Raw genomic sequence first — 16,966 nt, forward strand, 5'->3', positions numbered from 1 at the left:
AATCGCCAAGCTTTACTCAGTATACTCACGAACGCCCGACCGCTCCATCGGCCGAACAGCCGATCGCAGTCACATCCCTACTGCCCTACTGCCCTACTGCCCTACTGCCCTACTCCCCTAGCCGAGCATCATGACTTACCAATCCCCAATCTCCCCCGGCCGCTCCTGGTACGAGGACACGGCCGGACCAAGGCCCGAATATCCGGCGCTCGACGGCGACCGGACATGCGACGTGGTGATCGTCGGCGGCGGCTTTACCGGCCTGTCGGCTGCGGCTCATCTCGCCAAGTCAGGCGCGGATGTCGTGCTTATCGAAACGCATCGTTTCGGTGACGGCGCATCGGGCCGCAATGGCGGCCAGCTCGGCACCGGACAGCGGGCCTGGGCAGAGGAGCTGGAAGCGGAATACGGCTTTTCCTGCGCCAAGGCGCTGTTCGACCTGGCCGAAGAGGCCAAGGCGCATCTCCTCGACTTCGCCGCGGTGCACCAGATCGAGATCGACTATATGCCCGGCCAAATGTCGGTGGCGCACAAAAAGCGCTATGTCGACGACTACAAGGCACATGCCGAGATCATGGCAAGCCGGTTCGGCTATCCGCACATCTCATTCATGGATGCCGCGGAGACAGCCGAGCGGCTCGGCTCGACGCATTATTTCGGCGGCACCCGCGACACGGGCACCGGCCACATCCATCCGCTGAAGCTGGTGATCGGCACCGCAAAAGTCGCGGCACAGGCCGGCGCAAAGCTTTTCGAGCAGACACCGTCGACCGGCATCACCTCCGGCGGCGGCAAAGTGAGGGTGACGACGCCGAAGGGCACGATCATCGCCGGGAAGTGCTTGATCGGGGTCAACGCCTATGGCGGCACGCTCGAGCCGGTGAGTGCTTCGCATATCATGCCGATCGGCTCATTCATCGGCGCAACGGTACCGCTGGGCGCCGATTCCAAAGTGTTGCCGGGTGGCGAGGCGGTCGACGATTCGCGCTTCGTCGTGCGCTATTTCCGCAAATCGAAGGATGGGCGGCTGCTGTTTGGCGGGCGCGAGATCTACGCAGTCAACGATCCCAAGGACATTCACATCCACATCCGCCGGCAGATCGCCGAGATCTATCCGGCACTGAAGGACATTGAGATCACCCATGGCTGGGGCGGCTATGTCGGCATCACCGTACCGAGAAAGCCGTTCGTGCGCGAAGTCATGCCCAATGTGATCTCGGTCGGTGGTTATTCCGGCCACGGCGTCATGCTGTCCAATTTTTTCGGCAAGCTTTATGCCGAGACGGTCGCCGGCAACCGCGACCGGCTGAAGCTGATCGAGGATCTGAAGATTCCGCCTTTCCCCGGCGGCCGGCGTTTCCGCGCGCCACTGCTCTTTCTTGCGCTCAACTGGTACGCGTTGCGGGACAGGATTTAACCAGGCGTTGCAGAATCCTTAACCAGGGCGCAGAATCCCCGCCAAGGGCGCAGTGATGCCACAATCGCGGGCGAAAGATGATGCTCGTGGGCAGCTGAACGGGGAATTTTTGCGGGCCTGCCCGCTTTTGGTTTGGGAACGATGCCGATCGAAATGCCGGCACTCCGGCATCGTCGTGAGAACATCGGCCCGCAAATGGAGGTGGCAAGTGTGAGAGAGCCCTTCAGTTTCGGTGCGCCGGAACGACGGCGCCTTGCGATGCAATTCGGTTACGATATGCGGCCGACGTTCTGGCACGGGGTCCGGTCGAACGCGCATCTCGTGATCGCTGCGCTTGGCACGGCAGCACTGCTCGGCGTTGCCGCAGTGGCGCTGTGGCTGGCCTTGCCGGCCAATGAACGACAGGCGGCGGCGAGCCCTGAGCAGACCGTTCCGACCATTCCGGTCAAGACGACGAAGATCATGCCTTCCAAGGTCGCTGCGGCGCCGCGGACGACGGGCAAGGCCGACGCGGTTTCCCCGGCGGTGGCCGCGGCGGAAGCCGACATACCGGCGCTGGCTCCCAACGATCCCCGCTGGACGGGACCAAAGACGGCATCGGCCGCCGCCACAGCAGCATCCGACCAACTGGCAAGCCAGACCGATCAGGCGGCCGATAAATCGTCTGCTTCGGTGGCATTCGCCGATCCGGCAGCGAAACCCGACGCTGCGGCATTGTTTGCCAAGGTGGCGGCTCCCGGCAGCTCGACGAAAAACACAGGGCCCGACGGTGCGCAGACCGCTGCCATCCCCACACCCAAGCCGCAACTGCCGACGCAGTCCGCGAGCGAAGACGACAACAGCACCAAGGCAAAATCCGGAAAAACCAATACTGCCGGTACCGGACGCATCCTGAGATCCGTCACCATGCGCACCGGCCCAAAGAAGAATGCGGCCGCCATTCTCACCGTGCCGGCCAAGACCTCGGTGCAAGTGATGAGTTGCAAGCAGTGGTGCCAGATCGTCTACAACGGCAAGCGCGGCTGGGTCTACAAGAGCTACGTCAAAACCGGGGCGTAGGACAGACAGAGCGATCGCGGCTCGGATCGCTCGCCATCAGCCGCCTGTCGCCGGATGGCCTAGGGGTTCAAATGCAACGGCCGCCGTCGACTTCCAGCGCCACGCCGGTGATGAAAGCTGCTTCATCCGATGCGAGCCAAAGCGCGGCATTGGCCACGTCAAGCGGCGTCGAAAGCCGGCCGAGCGGGATCGATGCGCGGAACTTCTCGCGGATCTCGGGTGTGTCGGCGCCCATGAATTTCTCAAGCATGCCGGTCTCGCCGGCGACCGGGCACAGGCAGTTGACACGGATGTTCTTTGGCGCGAGTTCCACCGCCATCGATTTGGTCGCGGTGATCGCCCAGCCCTTCGATGCGTTGTACCAGGTGAGACCAGGCCGCGGCCTGATACCGGCCGTGGAAGCCGTCGTCAGGATGACGCCGCCGCCTTGCCGCTCCATGGCCGGCACCACGGCAAGTGCTGCGTTGTAGATTGCCTTCATGTTGACTGACGTGATCAGGTCGAAGGTCGCTTCGTCGACTTCCAGCATGTCACCGTTGCGATGGGTGTAACCGGCATTGTTGACCATGATGTCGATGCGACCGAAGGCGCTCATTGCAGCATGGACCATGTCGTCGAATTCGGACCGCAGCGAGACGTCGGTCTGGGTCCAGATCGCCTTTTCGCCGATCTCGCCGGCGACGCGCTCTGCGTCCTTGGCGTTCAGATCGGCGACAACGACCCGCGCGCCCTCCTCGGCAAAGCGCCTGGCCATGCCCTCGCCAAAGCCCGAGGCAGCGCCGGTGATGATGGCGACCTTGTTTTGGAGGCGCATGCCTTTCTCACTCATCGTTGAAGACGATCGACGACGCGTTTGGCCATGGCCATCGAAAGATGTGTGTCCATTGCCGATTTCTCCTTTGGCTTTCGCCTTGATCCCGCTCTATGCTGCACCTGCGAACGCTCCCGGAAGCATCGCTTGCCGACAAGCCTCCGGCCAGAGCCGGTGTCAAGAGCACACGCGGATGTGACGCAATGACACTGGCAAGTTTAAATCGATTAGATTATATCAGCCGCGTTATCGCGACCGGCGTCAGAGCGGACAGACCATGACCAGCCAGATCATCCCCGTCGACCCTTTCGACTTTATCATTTTCGGCGGCACCGGCGATCTGTCGGAACGCAAGCTTCTGCCGTCACTGTACCACCGGCAGCGCGACCACCAGTTTTCCGAGCCGACGCGCATAATCGGCACATCACGTTCGAAGATGACCGATGAGGAATTCCAGTCTTTCGCCCGGCAGGCGATTGCCGATCATGTGAAACCGGAAGATATCGACGCCACGGAACTGAAAACGTTCCTCGCACGGCTCTCCTATGTCCCGGCCGACGCAACCACAGGTGCCGGCTTCGACAGGCTGAAGAAGGCGATCGGCGACAGCGAACACATCCGCGCTTTCTATCTGGCGGTGGCGCCGGCGCTATTCGGCGACATCTCGCACAAGCTGAAGGAGCACGGGCTGATCACGCCGAATTCGCGGATCGTGCTGGAAAAGCCGATCGGCCGCGATCTCGCTTCGGCGCGCGCGCTCAACGACCTGGTCGGCGACGACTTCCATGAAAGCCAGATTTTCCGCATCGACCACTATCTCGGCAAGGAGACGGTGCAGAATTTGATGGCGCTGCGCTTCGCCAACGCGCTCTACGAGCCGTTGTGGAATTCCGCCAATGTCGATCATGTGCAGATCACCGTGGCCGAGACGGTCGGCCTGGAAGACCGCGTCACCTATTACGACAAGGCTGGCGCGTTGCGCGACATGGTACAGAACCACATGCTGCAGCTGCTCTGCCTCGTCGCCATGGAGGCGCCGTCGTCGATGGACGCCGATGCCGTCCGTGACGAAAAACTGAAAGTGCTGCGGGCGCTGAAACGCATCAACGGCAACGAAGCGCCCAAGCACACGGTGCGTGGGCAATACCGTGCCGGCGCCTCGGCCGGCGGGCCGGTGAAGGGCTATGTCGAGGAACTCGGCAAGAACAGCAACACCGAGACCTTCGTTGCGCTCAAGGCCGAGATCGGCAACTGGCGCTGGGCCAGCGTGCCGTTCTACCTCCGCACCGGCAAGCGGCTGGCGACCCGCGTTTCGGAGATCGTTATCGAATTCAAGCCAATCCCGCATTCGATCTTCGGCGAGAGCGCCGGGCCGGTCTCCGCCAACCAACTGGTCATCAGGCTGCAGCCCGACGAAGGCGTCAAGCAGTTCATCATGATCAAGGATCCTGGCCCGGGCGGCATGCGGCTGCGCCAGATCCCGCTCGACATGAGTTTTGCGCAATCCTTCGACGGCCGCGCGCCCGATGCCTATGAGCGGCTGATCATGGACGTCATCCGTGGCAACCAGACGCTGTTCATGCGCCGCGACGAGGTCGAGGCTGCGTGGAAATGGATCGACCCGATCCAGGACGCCTGGGAAAGCGGAAGGCAAGAGGCGCAAGGCTACACCGCAGGCACATGGGGCCCCTCGGCCTCGATTGCGCTGATCGAACGCGATGGGCGGACATGGCACGAGAGCAATTAGGCGGCGCCTACAACTGGCACGAATTTGCCGGACGCCAGGAGTTGGCGACAGCGCTTGCCGGCCACGTCGCCGGCCGCCTGTCAAAGGCGATCGCCGAGCGCGGCACGGCACTGCTTGCAGTCTCGGGCGGCACGACGCCGGCGAAATTCTTCGCGGCGCTTTCGACCGTTCCTATCGCCTGGGAAAAGGTGACGATAACATTGGTCGACGAGCGCTTCGTGCCGCCCTCGTCGCCGCGCTCCAATGCCGGTCTGGTTGCCGCTAACCTGCTGCAGAACGCGGCCGCCGCCGCGAATTTCGTGCCGCTCTACCACGCTGCGGCAACTATCGCGGGCGCAGCGGTCTCCGACAGTGAGGCGCTGCAAGTGCTGCCCTGGCCCCTCGATGTTGTTGTGCTCGGCATGGGAACTGATGGCCACACCGCCTCGTTCTTTCCGGATGCCGACAACCTGGCAAGATTGCTCGATCCGTCGTCGCAAAGGATCGTGCTTCCGGTTCACGCGGCAAGCGCCGGCGAGCCGCGGCTGACGCTGTCACTGGCGCGGATCATCAATGCCGCCTTCATCGCGCTGCATATCGAGGGCGCGGAAAAACGCACCGCATTCGAGGCCGCGCTTGGAGTTGGAACACGAAAGCCCATTCGCGCCGTGCTCGATGCAACTCAAAAGCCCGTAGAGGTTTTCTGGGCACCCTGATCTCAACTTGGCTGCAGGTCCCGGCAACAGCCGGAAGGTGTTTGCGGGACCTCGCCTGAAAGGACCGACCGCCATGACCGCAAGACGCGACATCGAAGCCATCACCCAGCGCATCCGTGAGCGCTCCAGGCCCGGTCGCGAGGCTTATCTCGGCCGCATCGGCGAAGCCTCGAACCGCACCGCCAACCGGGCCGTGCTGTCCTGCGGCAACCTGGCCCATGGCTTTGCCGTGTGCAGTCCTTCCGAAAAGGTGGCGCTTGGCGGCGACCGGGTGCCGAACCTCGGCATTATCACCTCCTATAACGACATGCTGTCGGCGCATCAGCCTTTCGAGACGTTTCCGGCACTGATCAAGGACGCGGCCCGCGAGGCCGGCGGCATCGCCCAGGTGGCCGGCGGCGTGCCCGCGATGTGCGACGGCGTAACCCAGGGCCAGCCCGGAATGGAGCTGTCGCTGTTCTCGCGCGACGTGATCGCCATGGCCGCGGCGATCGGCCTGTCGCACAACATGTTCGATGCCGCCGTCTATCTCGGCGTCTGCGACAAGATCGTGCCGGGGCTGGTGATCGCGGCGCTGACCTTTGGTCATCTGCCGGCGGTCTTCATCCCGGCCGGGCCGATGACGACCGGCATTCCGAACGACGAAAAGGCCAAGATCCGCCAGCTCTATGCCGAGGGCAAGGCGGGGCGGGCCGAACTGCTCGAAGCCGAATCCAAATCCTATCACGGGCCGGGAACCTGCACTTTCTACGGCACCGCCAATTCCAACCAGATGCTGATGGAGATCATGGGCCTGCACACGCCTGGCGCCTCGTTCGTCAATCCGGGCACGCCGCTGCGCGACGCGCTGACCAGGGAAGCGACCAAGCGGGCGCTGGCGATCACAGCGCTCGGCAACGCCTACACGCCAGCCGGGCGGATGATCGATGAGCGCTCGATCGTCAACGGTATCGTCGGCCTGCACGCCACCGGCGGTTCGACCAACCACACCATCCATTTGATCGCCATGGCGGCGGCGGCCGGCATCGCCATTACCTGGCAGGATATTTCCGACATCTCGGAAGCGGTGCCGCTGCTGGCGCGGGTCTATCCGAACGGCCTTGCCGATGTGAACCACTTCCACGCCGCCGGCGGGCTCGGCTTCCTGATCCGCGAACTGCTCGACGCAGGCATTTTACATGAGGATGTGCAGACGGTGTGGGGCGAAGGGCTGCGCCCCTACGCGGTCGAGGCCAAGCTCGGCGCCGATGGCGGCGTCGTGCGCGAGGCCTCGCCGCGCCAGAGCGGCGACGAGAAGGTGCTGGCGCCGTTCAAGAAGGCGTTCCAGCCGAGCGGCGGGCTGAAAGTGCTTTCAGGCAATCTCGGCCACGCCGTCATCAAGACATCGGCGGTCAAGCCGGAGCGGCGCATCATCGAGGCACCGGCCAAGGTGTTCGACAGCCAGCAAGGGCTGAACGAGGCGTTCAAGGCGGGGTCGCTGACCGGCGACTTCATCGCCGTCATTCGGTTCCAGGGCCCGAAGGCCAACGGCATGCCGGAATTGCACCGGCTGACCACCGTGCTCGGCATCCTGCAGGACCGCGGCCAGCATGTGGCGCTGGTTACCGACGGGCGCATGTCGGGTGCCTCCGGCAAGGTGCCGGCGGCGATCCACGTGACGCCGGAAGCGGCGGAGGACGGGCCGATCGCCAGGATTCATGACGGCGATATTATCAGGCTCGACGCCGAGGCCGGAACGCTCGAGGTGCTGGTGCCGGCCGGCGATTTCGCACTGCGCCGGCCCGCGGACAGCGACCTCATAGGCAATGAATTCGGCTTCGGCCGGGAGCTCTTCGCCGGGTTCCGGCAGATGGTGGGCCGCGCCGACCATGGCGCGAGCGCCTTCGGCGTGGCGTGACTTTTTCGGCCATGAGGAAGAGCGGCTGGTGGCCGCTCTCCCTTGGATCTATTGAACCGTCAGCTCGGCTCGCGCGCCGGCCCTGACCGTTACCGCGCCTTCCTTCGAGCTGCTGTCCGACTTCTCCGAAACCACCGCGTAGTCGCCAACCGACAAGGTGGCCTGATACTTCTGGTCATAGGCGTAGCCGACCGACTTGCGGGTTCCATCGATGTTCTTCTTGGCCTCGAATATCTCGATCTTCGAGGCCCCTGGCGCGGTGATCGCCAGCACGCCGGCGTTCATGGCGATCTTCAGATCCTGATGTTCGCCAATTTTGACACTGAACGGCTGCTCGGCCACCGCGAGATCGACGGTCGCGACCATTACATAATCGTCGGGCGGCAGATCGAACTTGCTGTCGGGGCCGTAGGCATAGGTCACCTCCTGCCTGGTCCCGCCGATGTCCTTTTTCGCCTGGAACACCTTGAAGCCGACGCCAGAACCCTCGGCCTTGTCGCCACCGGCAGCATAGTAGGCGTTGGCGACGACATGCCCGACGCCGACGATGATATCCTTGTCGATGACCCTGCCGGCGGCAAGCGGGACCGTCTCGGTAACCACGCCCTGGCCGATCGTGACGGTCACCTTCTCGTCGCCGGCCGGCAGCACGACTTTCGTGTCGCCATAGTAGGTCGGCAGGGTGTCGACGCCTGGATAGGCGATCACGACCGCCGCGCCGCCGTCAACGTCCGCCCCTTCGCTTGGCCGCGGGTGGATAACCAGCGTGCCGGCATTCAACGTGAAGAGCGGCTTGGCGACCTGGCCAGGCTCGATCTTGATCTTCTGTTCGGCCTTGGCCTCGCCGGCGCGCGCGACGACGATATAGTCGCCCGCCTCCAGATTGCCCTTGTAGGCGCCGTATTCGGTGGCGACGGGATCGCCGCGCGTGCCGTCGGAATTCGCCTTATAGATCTCCCAGGCATTGCCGTCGGTGACGGGATCGCCACCTTCGGCAAGCACGACGGTGGGCACGAAATTGGACTCCGCCGGCTGGGCAGGCGCCGGCTGGGGAGCAGGCTCCGGGGCGGCAGCCGGTTCAGGAGCGGATGGCGGCGGCGCAACGGTCTCGACGAGGGCGTCCTGCAATGCCTTTTCATCCGATGCTTCGATATATTTGCCGCCGGTGTTATCGGCCAGGCAGGCGACCTGCTTGCCTTCGGCAGCCGTCAGGCCAAAGCCGACGACATCGACGGTGAAGTCGATGCCGGCAGCCTCAAGCTCCTTGCCGAGCGCACAGGGATCGCCGCTGCATGTCTCGATGCCATCGGTGATGAGAACGACCGTCGCCTTGTCCTCGGTGTATTTCAATGCTTCCGCCGCTTGCTTGACAGCGGCGGTCAGCGGCGTCTTGCCCTGAAATTTCAAGCTGTCGGCCGCGGCTGAGATCGCACTTGCCGAGCCTGCCTGCGGCGGCACGATGAGTTCGATGTCGTCGCAACTGGCCTTCTCGCGATGGCCATAGGCCATGAGGCCGATTTCCTCATCGGCCGGGACCGATTGCAGCACGTTCCGCAGCGATTGACGGGCGATTTCGAGCTTGGGCTTGCCGTCGATCTGCGCCCACATCGAGCCGGAGGCATCGAGAATGACGATGACGCGATCGGCGGCGAAACCGAACCCCGTCGTCCAGAGCAACAGGGCCGCCGCAGCGACGCTCCGCACAAATCCCGCCATCAAAAATCTCCCCCGTCAGTCGCCGCCGCTCGGCGCCGGAACGCTATTTGACGCCGCGTCGCGACACAAGCCCGGACGGAGTACGAAGCTGCGTCGCCTCTCTGCCAAACCCTCAATAGGTCGTGCGGCGTTCCTCGGAAGGCGGCCGGCCGAATTGCAGCCGGTAGCTCTGGGCAAAATAGGAATGCGAGGTGAAGCCGGTGGCGATTGCCACGTCGAGGATCGGCATGTTGGTCTGGCGCAGCAATTCGCGCGCCCGCTCGAGCCTGAGCCGCATGTAATAGCGCCCGGGCGTCACACTGAGATGGCGCAGGAACAGGCGCTCGACCTGGCGCACCGACAGGCCCGCCGACTTGGCGAGCTGCACCGCCGACAGCGGCTCGTCGAGATGGTCGGCCATCAGCTCGACGATGCGGCGCAGCTTCTCCGACTTGCCGGTCAGGTCGCGTTCCGGGCCGACGCGCTGGCGGTCCCCGGCCGAGCGGATGCGCTCATGCTGGAACTGGTTGGCGACGCCATTGGCGAGACTCGAGCCGAAATCGCCGCGCACGATTTCCAGCATCAGGTCGATCGAGGTGGTGCCGCCGGCGCAGGTGTAGCGCTTGCGGTCGATCTCGAAGACGTTGCCGGTGCAGTTGATGTCCGGAAAGCGTTCGAGGAACCCGGCGCGGTTTTCCCAATGGATGGTGCAGCGATAGCCATCGAGCTGGCCTGCTTCGGCAAGCAAATAGGAGCCGACCGAAAGCGCGCCGAGCGCATTGCCGCGCCGGCCCCAGCTGCGCAGCGCCGCCAGCACCTTGCTCTTGCCGGGAAATTCCGTCGTCAGCCCGACCGAGACGAAAAGGATATCGACCGGCGGCAGATCGACAACGGCGTAGTCGATCTTGAGCGGCAGGCCGTTGGAAGCCATGACGGCATCGCCGTCGGCCGACACCGTCGTCCAGCCATAGAAATCGCGGCCGAGCAGCCGGTTCGCCGACCGGAACGTGTCGATTGCCGCGGCCAGCGAGAACATGGAGAACTTGTCGACCAGCAGAAACCCGAACTGCCGGCCGCCCTGAACGGGATCATTGGTGACCGGCCGTTCTAAGGGAACAGTGAGGTTCGGCAAGGACGCTGCTCTCTGGTCAGAAGGAAGGCCGTTTCAACCCGGCTGCGAGGTAGGCGGAAGCTAGCGTGTTGGCCATCAGCATGGCAATGGTCATCGGCCCGACGCCGCCAGGCACCGGCGTGATGGCGCCGGCCGCCTTCGCTGCTTCGGCAAAGGCGACATCGCCGACGAGGCGGGTCTTGCCTTCGCCCTTTTCAGGTGCGGCGATACGGTTGATGCCGACGTCGATGACGGTGGCGCCAGGCTTGACCCAGTCGCCGCGGACCATTTCAGGCCGGCCGACGGCTGCGACCAGAATATCGGCGGTGCGGGCAAGCGCCGGCAGGTCCCTGGTGCGGCTGTGTGCGATGGTGACCGTGCAGTTGGCGGCAAGCAGTAGATTCGCCATCGGTTTGCCGACGATGTTCGAGCGCCCGACGACGACCGCATTGAGGCCGGACAGATCCTTGCCGCGCACCCGTTCGATCAGCAGCATCGAGCCGGCCGGCGTGCAAGGCACGAAGGCGGTCTCGAACTCGCCGGTGCCGAGCTTGCCGACATTGATGAAGTGGAAGCCGTCGACATCCTTCTCCGGCGCGATGGTCTGGATGACTTTGCCGGCATCGATATGGCCGGGAAGCGGAAGCTGCACCAGGATGCCGTTGATGGCCGGATCGGCGTTGAGCTGGCCGATGATCTTCAACAGGTCCGGCTCGGAGGTCTCGGCCGGCAGCGTGTGCTGAACCGAATGGAAGCCGCATTCCTTGGCGGTGCGGGATTTGGAGGCGACATAGACCTGGCTCGCCGGATCCTCGCCGACGATGACCACCGCGAGGCCGGGCTGCCGTCCGCCCTTTTCCGCCAGTTCGGCGACCAGGGCCTTGACCCGCCGCACCACGTCTTCGGCGACGCTTTTTCCGTCAATCAACTCAGCCATGAACCACCCTCGACGCCCGATCGCCTAAGCCTGCCGCGTTAAAGCATCCCGCGGCGTACTCCAGATACCTTTTATGCATGTCGTTGCCCAGAACCATGCGCAGCCGGGCGGACATGCAGCGCGGCATTTTCACGAAAATCGAGCCGGGCAATCCCGTCAATGCGCCGTCCCATGCCGCTAACTCGAAACCGGCATGTTTTATTCGACGCTTAGAAATAGCGGCGCGTGCGGTTTTCGGTGAGCTCGCGAACCGCTTCGCGGAATTCACGCAGGCTGGCACGGATTTCCTCGATCTGGCTTTGCTGATCGGCGGCTTCCGAAACCTGATTTGCCTCCTTCGACCAGGCCTGAGTATAGGCCGAATGCTGCGGCGTGGGTTGCTGCGGATAAGGTGGCTGTCCGGCATAGAGCGGCTGTAGATCGAAGGCAGGCGGCATCGCTGCGCCGGAATTTGTCGCGGCGGAAGTCTCGCCGGACGCCATCTCCTCCGGCGCTCTGCCGGGCATGAGCCTGCGCAGCGCTGACAACACGGTACCGATCGGACCCCGACGCGCTGCCCGGTACGCTTTGTCCTCAGCGGGACCGGCATCGCGGCCGCCAACGGAGCCAGCGGGGTCGAACAATACATCGGCAGCTGCAGGCTCTTCCGTCAGTATGGTGGCGGCCTCCGGCCCATCAGGATGGAGCTGGCTTGTGCCGGCGGCTGCCAACAGGATCGGACTGGCACGCGCCTCGCGGCGCGACCGGGCGAGACGATGGCGTGTGGCGGCATCCTCGCGCCATGACGGGCCTGCACGGTCCTCTAGCGAAACCAGCGATGCTTCGTCCTCGTCGCGCACTGCCTCGACGAGCGACAGCAAAGACCGCTCGTTCCTCCAGTGTTGACGATTATCCCTGTAAGCCATGGTTCCTGGAGCTTTCCCCTAGGGCTGGGACGTAGCGACCGTCCACTGGTTAAGCCATGCTAAACAGGCATAGGAAATAAAAGGTTAATTTGGTCGGCTGAGAGACCTCGTTTCCCGCCTTAAGACAATGCCATCGAGTTCGTCGCCCACGATTGGTCGATCACTCGAAAAATGGCGGGATGTCGGTTAAGGGTTCATGAAGTCGCCCTCTTGAACACCGTCAGAATTCGGGGGAGGCTATCCGTATGATAACGCCAGACACTCCGTTTGCGCTGATGCTGGAGATGCACGCTGTGCTCTTCGGAGTTCCGGTGCTTAGTCTGCTGGCAGGGACCGCAATCCTTGCTTTGATACGCCGATGGCGCTTTTCTTCAGGGGCCGTGGCGGCTTGCAAGATGGCTATGGGAGTCGGCGTCGTGGCCGTGGCAGTTGTGCTTGGTTGGGGAGGATTTCTTGTCGGCTTTGGTGCGCTGTTGGAGAATCCAGGCTATCGCTCCCACCTCGTCTGCAATCCCTGTTTTTAGTCTGGGATGGGCCGAACCTGGCCGTCCAGAGTGATCGGGTCAGGACTGACCGAGCCCGATCAGGCGGCGAAAGCGGCGACATAACCCGGCCCCTGATCAAGGTCCGAGAGGGGCTTCCCCGTCCGTCCACGAACGTCTATGGCAAAGCCAACCATTTCGAATGGAGAGCTTCGATGACGATCAGGCTTGTTCTCGCCGGTTGCGGCAATATGGGCTACGCCATGCTCTCCGGCTGGCTGAAAGCCGGCAAGCTGGCTCCGGCTGCGGTGTTCGTGGTCGAGCCCAATGCCGAGTTGCGCAAGCGTGCCGAAGCACTGGGCTGCGCTGCTGCCGCGGATATCGGCGCCATACCGGCCAACGCCGTTCCGGCCCTCGTCGTCATTGCGGTCAAGCCGCAGGTGATCCGCGACGTGACGGCTGGCTACATCCGCTTCAACGATGGCCGAACCACTTTCCTCAGCATCGCCGCGGGGACGCCGGTCGCCACGTTCGAAGGCATTCTCGGCGACCGCGCGCCGATCGTGCGCTGCATGCCCAACACGCCGGCGGCTATCGGCAAGGGCATGATGGTGGTGTTTTCCAACAGGCTGGTTTCCGAGGACACCAAACGCCTTGTCGCCGACCTGCTTTCGGCAAGCGGGCAAGTGGCCGATATCGATGACGAGGGCCTGATGGATACGGTGACGGCAGTCTCCGGATCCGGTCCAGCCTATATCTTCCATTTCATCGAAGCGCTGACCGTGGCCGCCGAGAAGGCTGGCCTGCCGACCGGGACTGCCAAGCTCTTGGCCATGCAGACGGTCTACGGCGCCGCATCGCTGGCCGCCGAAAGCGGCGAGGAGCCCGGCGTGCTCAGGCAGCAGGTGACCAGCCCCAACGGCACCACGGCTGCGGCCCTTGCAGTACTGATGGGCGAGGACCGGCTGACACGCCTGCTCACCGAGGCGGTGGAAGCGGCGCGGCTGCGGTCGATAGAGCTGGGGAAGTAGGGCTTTCAGGGGAAGCCGGTCGGCGGCGATGATCTGCCGTGCATTTCAGGGGCAATAGCAAACGCTCTGTAGCGATCCTTCGCGCCCCCCTCTGTCCTGCCGGACATCTCCCCCACAACAAGGGGGGAGATTGGCAGTTTGGGCGCTCCGCTCACGAACTGCGATGTTGGAGATTGGCGAAAGCCGGCGTGACGTCCGATCTCCCCCCATGTGGGGGAGATGTCCGGCAGGACAGAGAGGGGCGCTGTCCCGCCGACGTCAAAGTTTCTGCACCGCACCTAACCCGCCCCATACAGCATCTCGTCCTGCAGCCGGCGCAAGGCGAATAGCCTGGTCGTCGGGTCGGGCGCGGCATTGTCGGCGGTGAGCAATTCGCCTTTCCTCACCGGTTTCAGCACCTTGCCGCCTTCGAGCAGGCCGACGGGCACGGCGTGGTGGGCGCGAGCCTCCTCGACGGTCATGGTCCAGGAGCGGTAGCAGGTCTCGCCGATCGCGTCGAACGTCTCGCCTGCCGCCAGATCGCGCTTGGCCACGGCGCAGACCTCGGCCACCGGCCTCGGCAGCGGCACCATGTCGGGCTTGCCGTAAAGCGCGATACGGGCGGCCGTCAGCGGCACTTCCAGCGAGGTCAGATGGTAGGGCCTGAAGAAGCTGTAATAGGGGCCGTGGCCGATATGCAGATCGTCCATGCGCTCGATGATCCGCGGATGAGTCGCCTCGACGATGACGAAGACACCGGGCGCCACGCCCTTGCCGACGGTATAGTCGACAACGCCCTTCTTCGACAGGATGCCGCCCTGCTCGCGCGGGATCAGCACCTTGACCAGCTCGTCACGGTCGGCCTTGGGGCCGTGCATGCCGGGAACGTCGGGTACCAGCCCAGTGGCGTTGGCGATGGCGCACATCTCGACCATGGTTTTCGAGCCGTCGACGAACTCGACCAGCATGCGCGGATTCATGTTGCGGCGCAGCGCTTCCGCGCGGTAGTCGTCGGGAACGGCGTCGTGGTTGAGAGGGTTGTTCTTGCCCTTGCCGGCGGAGACGATGGTGTAGCCGAGCGCCGAGGCGAACTCGATCAGCTCCATGCAGCTCGACGGCTCGTCGCCGGCGCCGACCGAATAGACGACGCCGAGCCGGTCGGCCTGCTGCTTGAGGTAGCAGCCAATAGTGACGTCGGCCTCGACATTCATCATCACCAGATGCTTGCCGTGCTGCATCGCCATCAGGTCGAAATCGGCGGCGACGCCGGGCTTGCCGGTGGCATCGATGACAACATCGATGAGCGGATTGGTGACCAGCATCTCGTTCGAGGTGATTGCGATCTTGCCGCTCTCGATCGCCTGGCTGACCTTCGAAGCGCTGTCCGCTTCGGCTGCCATTGCCTCGTCGCCATAGGCGATGCGGATGGCGTCACGCGCTGTATGCGGCCGGCGGGTCGAAATCGCGCAAACCGAAATGCCCGGCATCAGCATGCCTTGTGTCACCAGATCGGTGCCCATCTCGCCCGAACCGATGACACCGATGCGCACCGGGCGGCCTTCCGCCGCGCGCTTGGCAAGATCCCGGGCAAGCCCAGTCAAGGCGACATTGGTCATGCTGAAAACGTCCACTGCTTTTTTGATTTGAAGCGGGAATAGCAGGGAACGGCAACCCTTTGCCAATCGAAACCGGTCGCGGCCACCTTTTCCTGTGCGCTATTGCAATTCGGCCAGCAACGCTTGTGCCTCGGCAAGGTTCTTTGCGGAGCCGGCGGCAAGGTCGTCCATCTTGCCATCCCGAAAGATGACGAGCGCATGCTGGCAGGCGGCTATCGCTTCCTCGGCCATTGCCTTCTGCTTGCGAGCAGCACCCAGATCGGTAAGCACGTCGCACAGGCTGTCCTCGGTGAACGCAATGCCCGGCACCGAACCGATCTTCTTCTGCACGGCGATGGCCTCGCGCAGGATCGGCACCGCCTCCTCGATTTTGGCGACGTCGTTTTCGGCGCGGCCGGCGAGCGTCAGCTGATAGCCGATCTCGTTTTGCAGGCTCGCCCAGCGCTCGGGGTCGCGGTCGCGGTCGACCTGGTCTGCCAACGCCCGATTGACGGCGACCGCCTCGTGGAACAAAGCCGGCGAAGGCTCTTTCGCGCCGATCATGCCAAGCACATTGGCCAGGCTTGCCTGCGTGCTGGCCCAACGTTCGGGGGCGCGGTCGCGCGTGCGCACGCTCTGGATCGAACGATAGATGCCGGCCGAACGCTTCAGCAGGGCAACGTCGTCGCGCCAGTAGCCCAGCGTCGAAAGCGCGGTGGCCAGATTGGTCTGGTTGCGCAGCCATTCGTCGGCATCCCTGTCGCGGCTTATCACTGTCAGTGCCGCCTCATAGGCCTGGACAGACTTGGCCATGGCGTCCGGGTCGGAACTGGCGTTTGCCTGCATCATGCGGACATTGCCGAGGTCGCCTTCGACCGAAGCCCAGAGCGAGCGGTCGGGCAGCGTGGCATAGACGGCCAGTGCCTTTTCATGCGCGGCCGCCGCCTTCTGGTAGAGCGACGGGTCATTGGCGCTGCCGGCAAGGTAGTAATAGGCGCTGCCGAGTTCGTTCTGCAGCTGGGCGTGATCTTCCGGCACCGTGGCGAGGTCGTAGAAGGGCAGCGCCGCTTCAAGCGCCGTCGCCGACTGGTTGAACGCTTCGCCGTCCTGCGTGCGGTCGCCCAGAACCAGGAGCACATGGCCGAGACCCCATTGCGTTGCCGCCCAAGCGTCGGGGTCGCTGTCACGGCTCTGCATTTCGAGCGCCGCGCGATAGGCCACCGCCGAGCGCTGGAGCGCCTCGTCCGAACCGCCATCGGCCTTGCCGAGCATGGAAAGTGCTGCGCCCAGCCGGTACTGCGTCTTCGCCCAGTCCTTCGGGGCGCTCTCCTTGGTTCGCACGGTGAGCGCTGCATCATAGGCGGCGACCGCTTCTTCAAGGACCGCTTTGTCGCGAGCACGGTCGCCCCAGGTCGACAGCGAGTTGCCGAGACTGTGCTCTATTGAGGCGAATTCGAGCGGCGCGGCGGCGACGGTATAGACCTGCGAGGCCTCGCGATAGGCGGACGCCGACTTCCGGAGATAGTCGATGCCGGTGTCCCGATCGCCAAGCGTCGCATAGACCGAGCCCAGATTCTGGTTCAACGAAGCCCAGTCGAGCGGCAG

13 protein-coding genes are annotated in these 16,966 nt (G+C 63.9%); 6 read left to right on the plus strand and 7 right to left on the minus strand.

The window, feature by feature from the left end:
• Positions 1-130 precede the first annotated feature (130 nt).
• Both NKH71_RS24270 and NKH71_RS24275 read left to right on the plus strand, forming a co-directional pair.
• Positions 131-1,417: an NAD(P)/FAD-dependent oxidoreductase gene (locus NKH71_RS24270; RefSeq protein ID WP_352493830.1), complete on the plus strand. Its 1,287-nt coding sequence runs from the start codon at positions 131-133 to the stop codon at positions 1,415-1,417.
• Positions 1,418-1,675: 258 nt separating this feature from the next.
• Entirely contained in the window at positions 1,676-2,476 is an 801-nt protein-coding gene (locus NKH71_RS24275; RefSeq protein WP_245278604.1) for an SH3 domain-containing protein, read from the plus strand.
• A 67-nt stretch (positions 2,477-2,543) separates the two neighbouring features.
• Here NKH71_RS24275 and NKH71_RS24280 read toward each other — a convergent pair whose 3' ends face one another.
• Positions 2,544-3,290 carry an SDR family oxidoreductase gene (locus tag NKH71_RS24280; RefSeq protein WP_023719410.1) on the minus strand — a complete coding sequence of 249 codons (747 nt, stop codon included), beginning with the start codon at positions 3,288-3,290 and terminating at the stop codon, positions 2,544-2,546.
• A 274-nt stretch (positions 3,291-3,564) separates the two neighbouring features.
• Here NKH71_RS24280 and zwf point away from each other — a divergent pair, with 274 nt between their 5' ends.
• The 3 genes from zwf (at position 3,565) to edd (ending at position 7,626) form a co-directional block, all read left to right on the plus strand.
• Entirely contained in the window at positions 3,565-5,034 is a 1,470-nt protein-coding gene (gene zwf / locus NKH71_RS24285) for a glucose-6-phosphate dehydrogenase (protein WP_023719411.1), read from the plus strand.
• Positions 5,016-5,729 carry a 6-phosphogluconolactonase gene (pgl, locus tag NKH71_RS24290; RefSeq protein ID WP_352547851.1) on the plus strand — a complete coding sequence of 238 codons (714 nt, stop codon included), beginning with the start codon at positions 5,016-5,018 and terminating at the stop codon, positions 5,727-5,729. Before zwf ends, pgl begins: the two co-directional genes overlap by 19 nt.
• Before the next feature lie 73 nt (positions 5,730-5,802).
• Positions 5,803-7,626, plus strand: a complete 1,824-nt coding sequence (edd, locus tag NKH71_RS24295) for a phosphogluconate dehydratase (protein ID WP_352547852.1) — start codon at positions 5,803-5,805, stop codon at positions 7,624-7,626.
• Positions 7,627-7,674: 48 nt separating this feature from the next.
• Here edd and NKH71_RS24300 read toward each other — a convergent pair whose 3' ends face one another.
• From NKH71_RS24300 to NKH71_RS24315, 4 genes are all read right to left on the minus strand, one after another.
• Positions 7,675-9,342, minus strand: a complete 1,668-nt coding sequence (locus NKH71_RS24300) for a vWA domain-containing protein (RefSeq protein WP_352791927.1) — start codon at positions 9,340-9,342, stop codon at positions 7,675-7,677.
• Between the two features lie 112 nt (positions 9,343-9,454).
• On the minus strand, positions 9,455-10,453 hold the full coding sequence (locus NKH71_RS24305) for a GlxA family transcriptional regulator (RefSeq protein WP_023719415.1): 999 nt from the start codon (positions 10,451-10,453) through the stop codon (positions 9,455-9,457).
• A gap of 16 nt (positions 10,454-10,469) precedes the next feature.
• Positions 10,470-11,369, minus strand: a complete 900-nt coding sequence (gene folD, locus NKH71_RS24310; RefSeq protein WP_352791928.1) for a bifunctional methylenetetrahydrofolate dehydrogenase/methenyltetrahydrofolate cyclohydrolase FolD — start codon at positions 11,367-11,369, stop codon at positions 10,470-10,472.
• Positions 11,370-11,578: 209 nt separating this feature from the next.
• Entirely contained in the window at positions 11,579-12,229 is a 651-nt protein-coding gene (locus tag NKH71_RS24315) for a hypothetical protein (RefSeq protein ID WP_352791929.1), read from the minus strand.
• A gap of 742 nt (positions 12,230-12,971) precedes the next feature.
• On the opposite strand from NKH71_RS24315, the gene proC reads away from it, so the two are divergent.
• A complete protein-coding gene (gene proC, locus NKH71_RS24320; protein ID WP_352791930.1) occupies positions 12,972-13,787 on the plus strand; it encodes a pyrroline-5-carboxylate reductase in 816 nt (271 codons plus the stop codon).
• A gap of 278 nt (positions 13,788-14,065) precedes the next feature.
• On the opposite strand, the gene NKH71_RS24325 is transcribed toward proC, so the two are convergent.
• Positions 14,066-15,382 carry an NAD(P)H-dependent oxidoreductase gene (locus NKH71_RS24325; protein ID WP_352791931.1) on the minus strand — a complete coding sequence of 439 codons (1,317 nt, stop codon included), beginning with the start codon at positions 15,380-15,382 and terminating at the stop codon, positions 14,066-14,068.
• Positions 15,383-15,481: 99 nt separating this feature from the next.
• Positions 15,482-16,945: a hypothetical protein gene (locus tag NKH71_RS24330; protein WP_352895376.1), complete on the minus strand. Its 1,464-nt coding sequence runs from the start codon at positions 16,943-16,945 to the stop codon at positions 15,482-15,484.
• Positions 16,946-16,966 lie beyond the last annotated feature (21 nt).

Source organism: Mesorhizobium sp. M0983 (assembly GCF_040318975.1).
In the GTDB taxonomy this organism is placed as follows: Bacteria; Pseudomonadota; Alphaproteobacteria; order Rhizobiales; family Rhizobiaceae; genus Mesorhizobium.

Coding starts and splice junctions, on each gene's coding strand:
- NKH71_RS24270 (WP_352493830.1), top strand. CDS start 131: ATGACTTACCAATCCCCAATCTCCCCCGGCCGCTCCTGGTACGAGGAC.
- NKH71_RS24275 (WP_245278604.1), top strand. CDS start 1,676: ATGCAATTCGGTTACGATATGCGGCCGACGTTCTGGCACGGGGTCCGG.
- NKH71_RS24280 (WP_023719410.1), bottom strand. CDS start 3,290: ATGCGCCTCCAAAACAAGGTCGCCATCATCACCGGCGCTGCCTCGGGC.
- zwf (WP_023719411.1), top strand. CDS start 3,565: ATGACCAGCCAGATCATCCCCGTCGACCCTTTCGACTTTATCATTTTC.
- pgl (WP_352547851.1), top strand. CDS start 5,016: ATGGCACGAGAGCAATTAGGCGGCGCCTACAACTGGCACGAATTTGCC.
- edd (WP_352547852.1), top strand. CDS start 5,803: ATGACCGCAAGACGCGACATCGAAGCCATCACCCAGCGCATCCGTGAG.
- NKH71_RS24300 (WP_352791927.1), bottom strand. CDS start 9,342: ATGGCGGGATTTGTGCGGAGCGTCGCTGCGGCGGCCCTGTTGCTCTGG.
- folD (WP_352791928.1), bottom strand. CDS start 11,369: ATGGCTGAGTTGATTGACGGAAAAAGCGTCGCCGAAGACGTGGTGCGG.
- proC (WP_352791930.1), top strand. CDS start 12,972: ATGACGATCAGGCTTGTTCTCGCCGGTTGCGGCAATATGGGCTACGCC.
- NKH71_RS24325 (WP_352791931.1), bottom strand. CDS start 15,382: ATGACCAATGTCGCCTTGACTGGGCTTGCCCGGGATCTTGCCAAGCGC.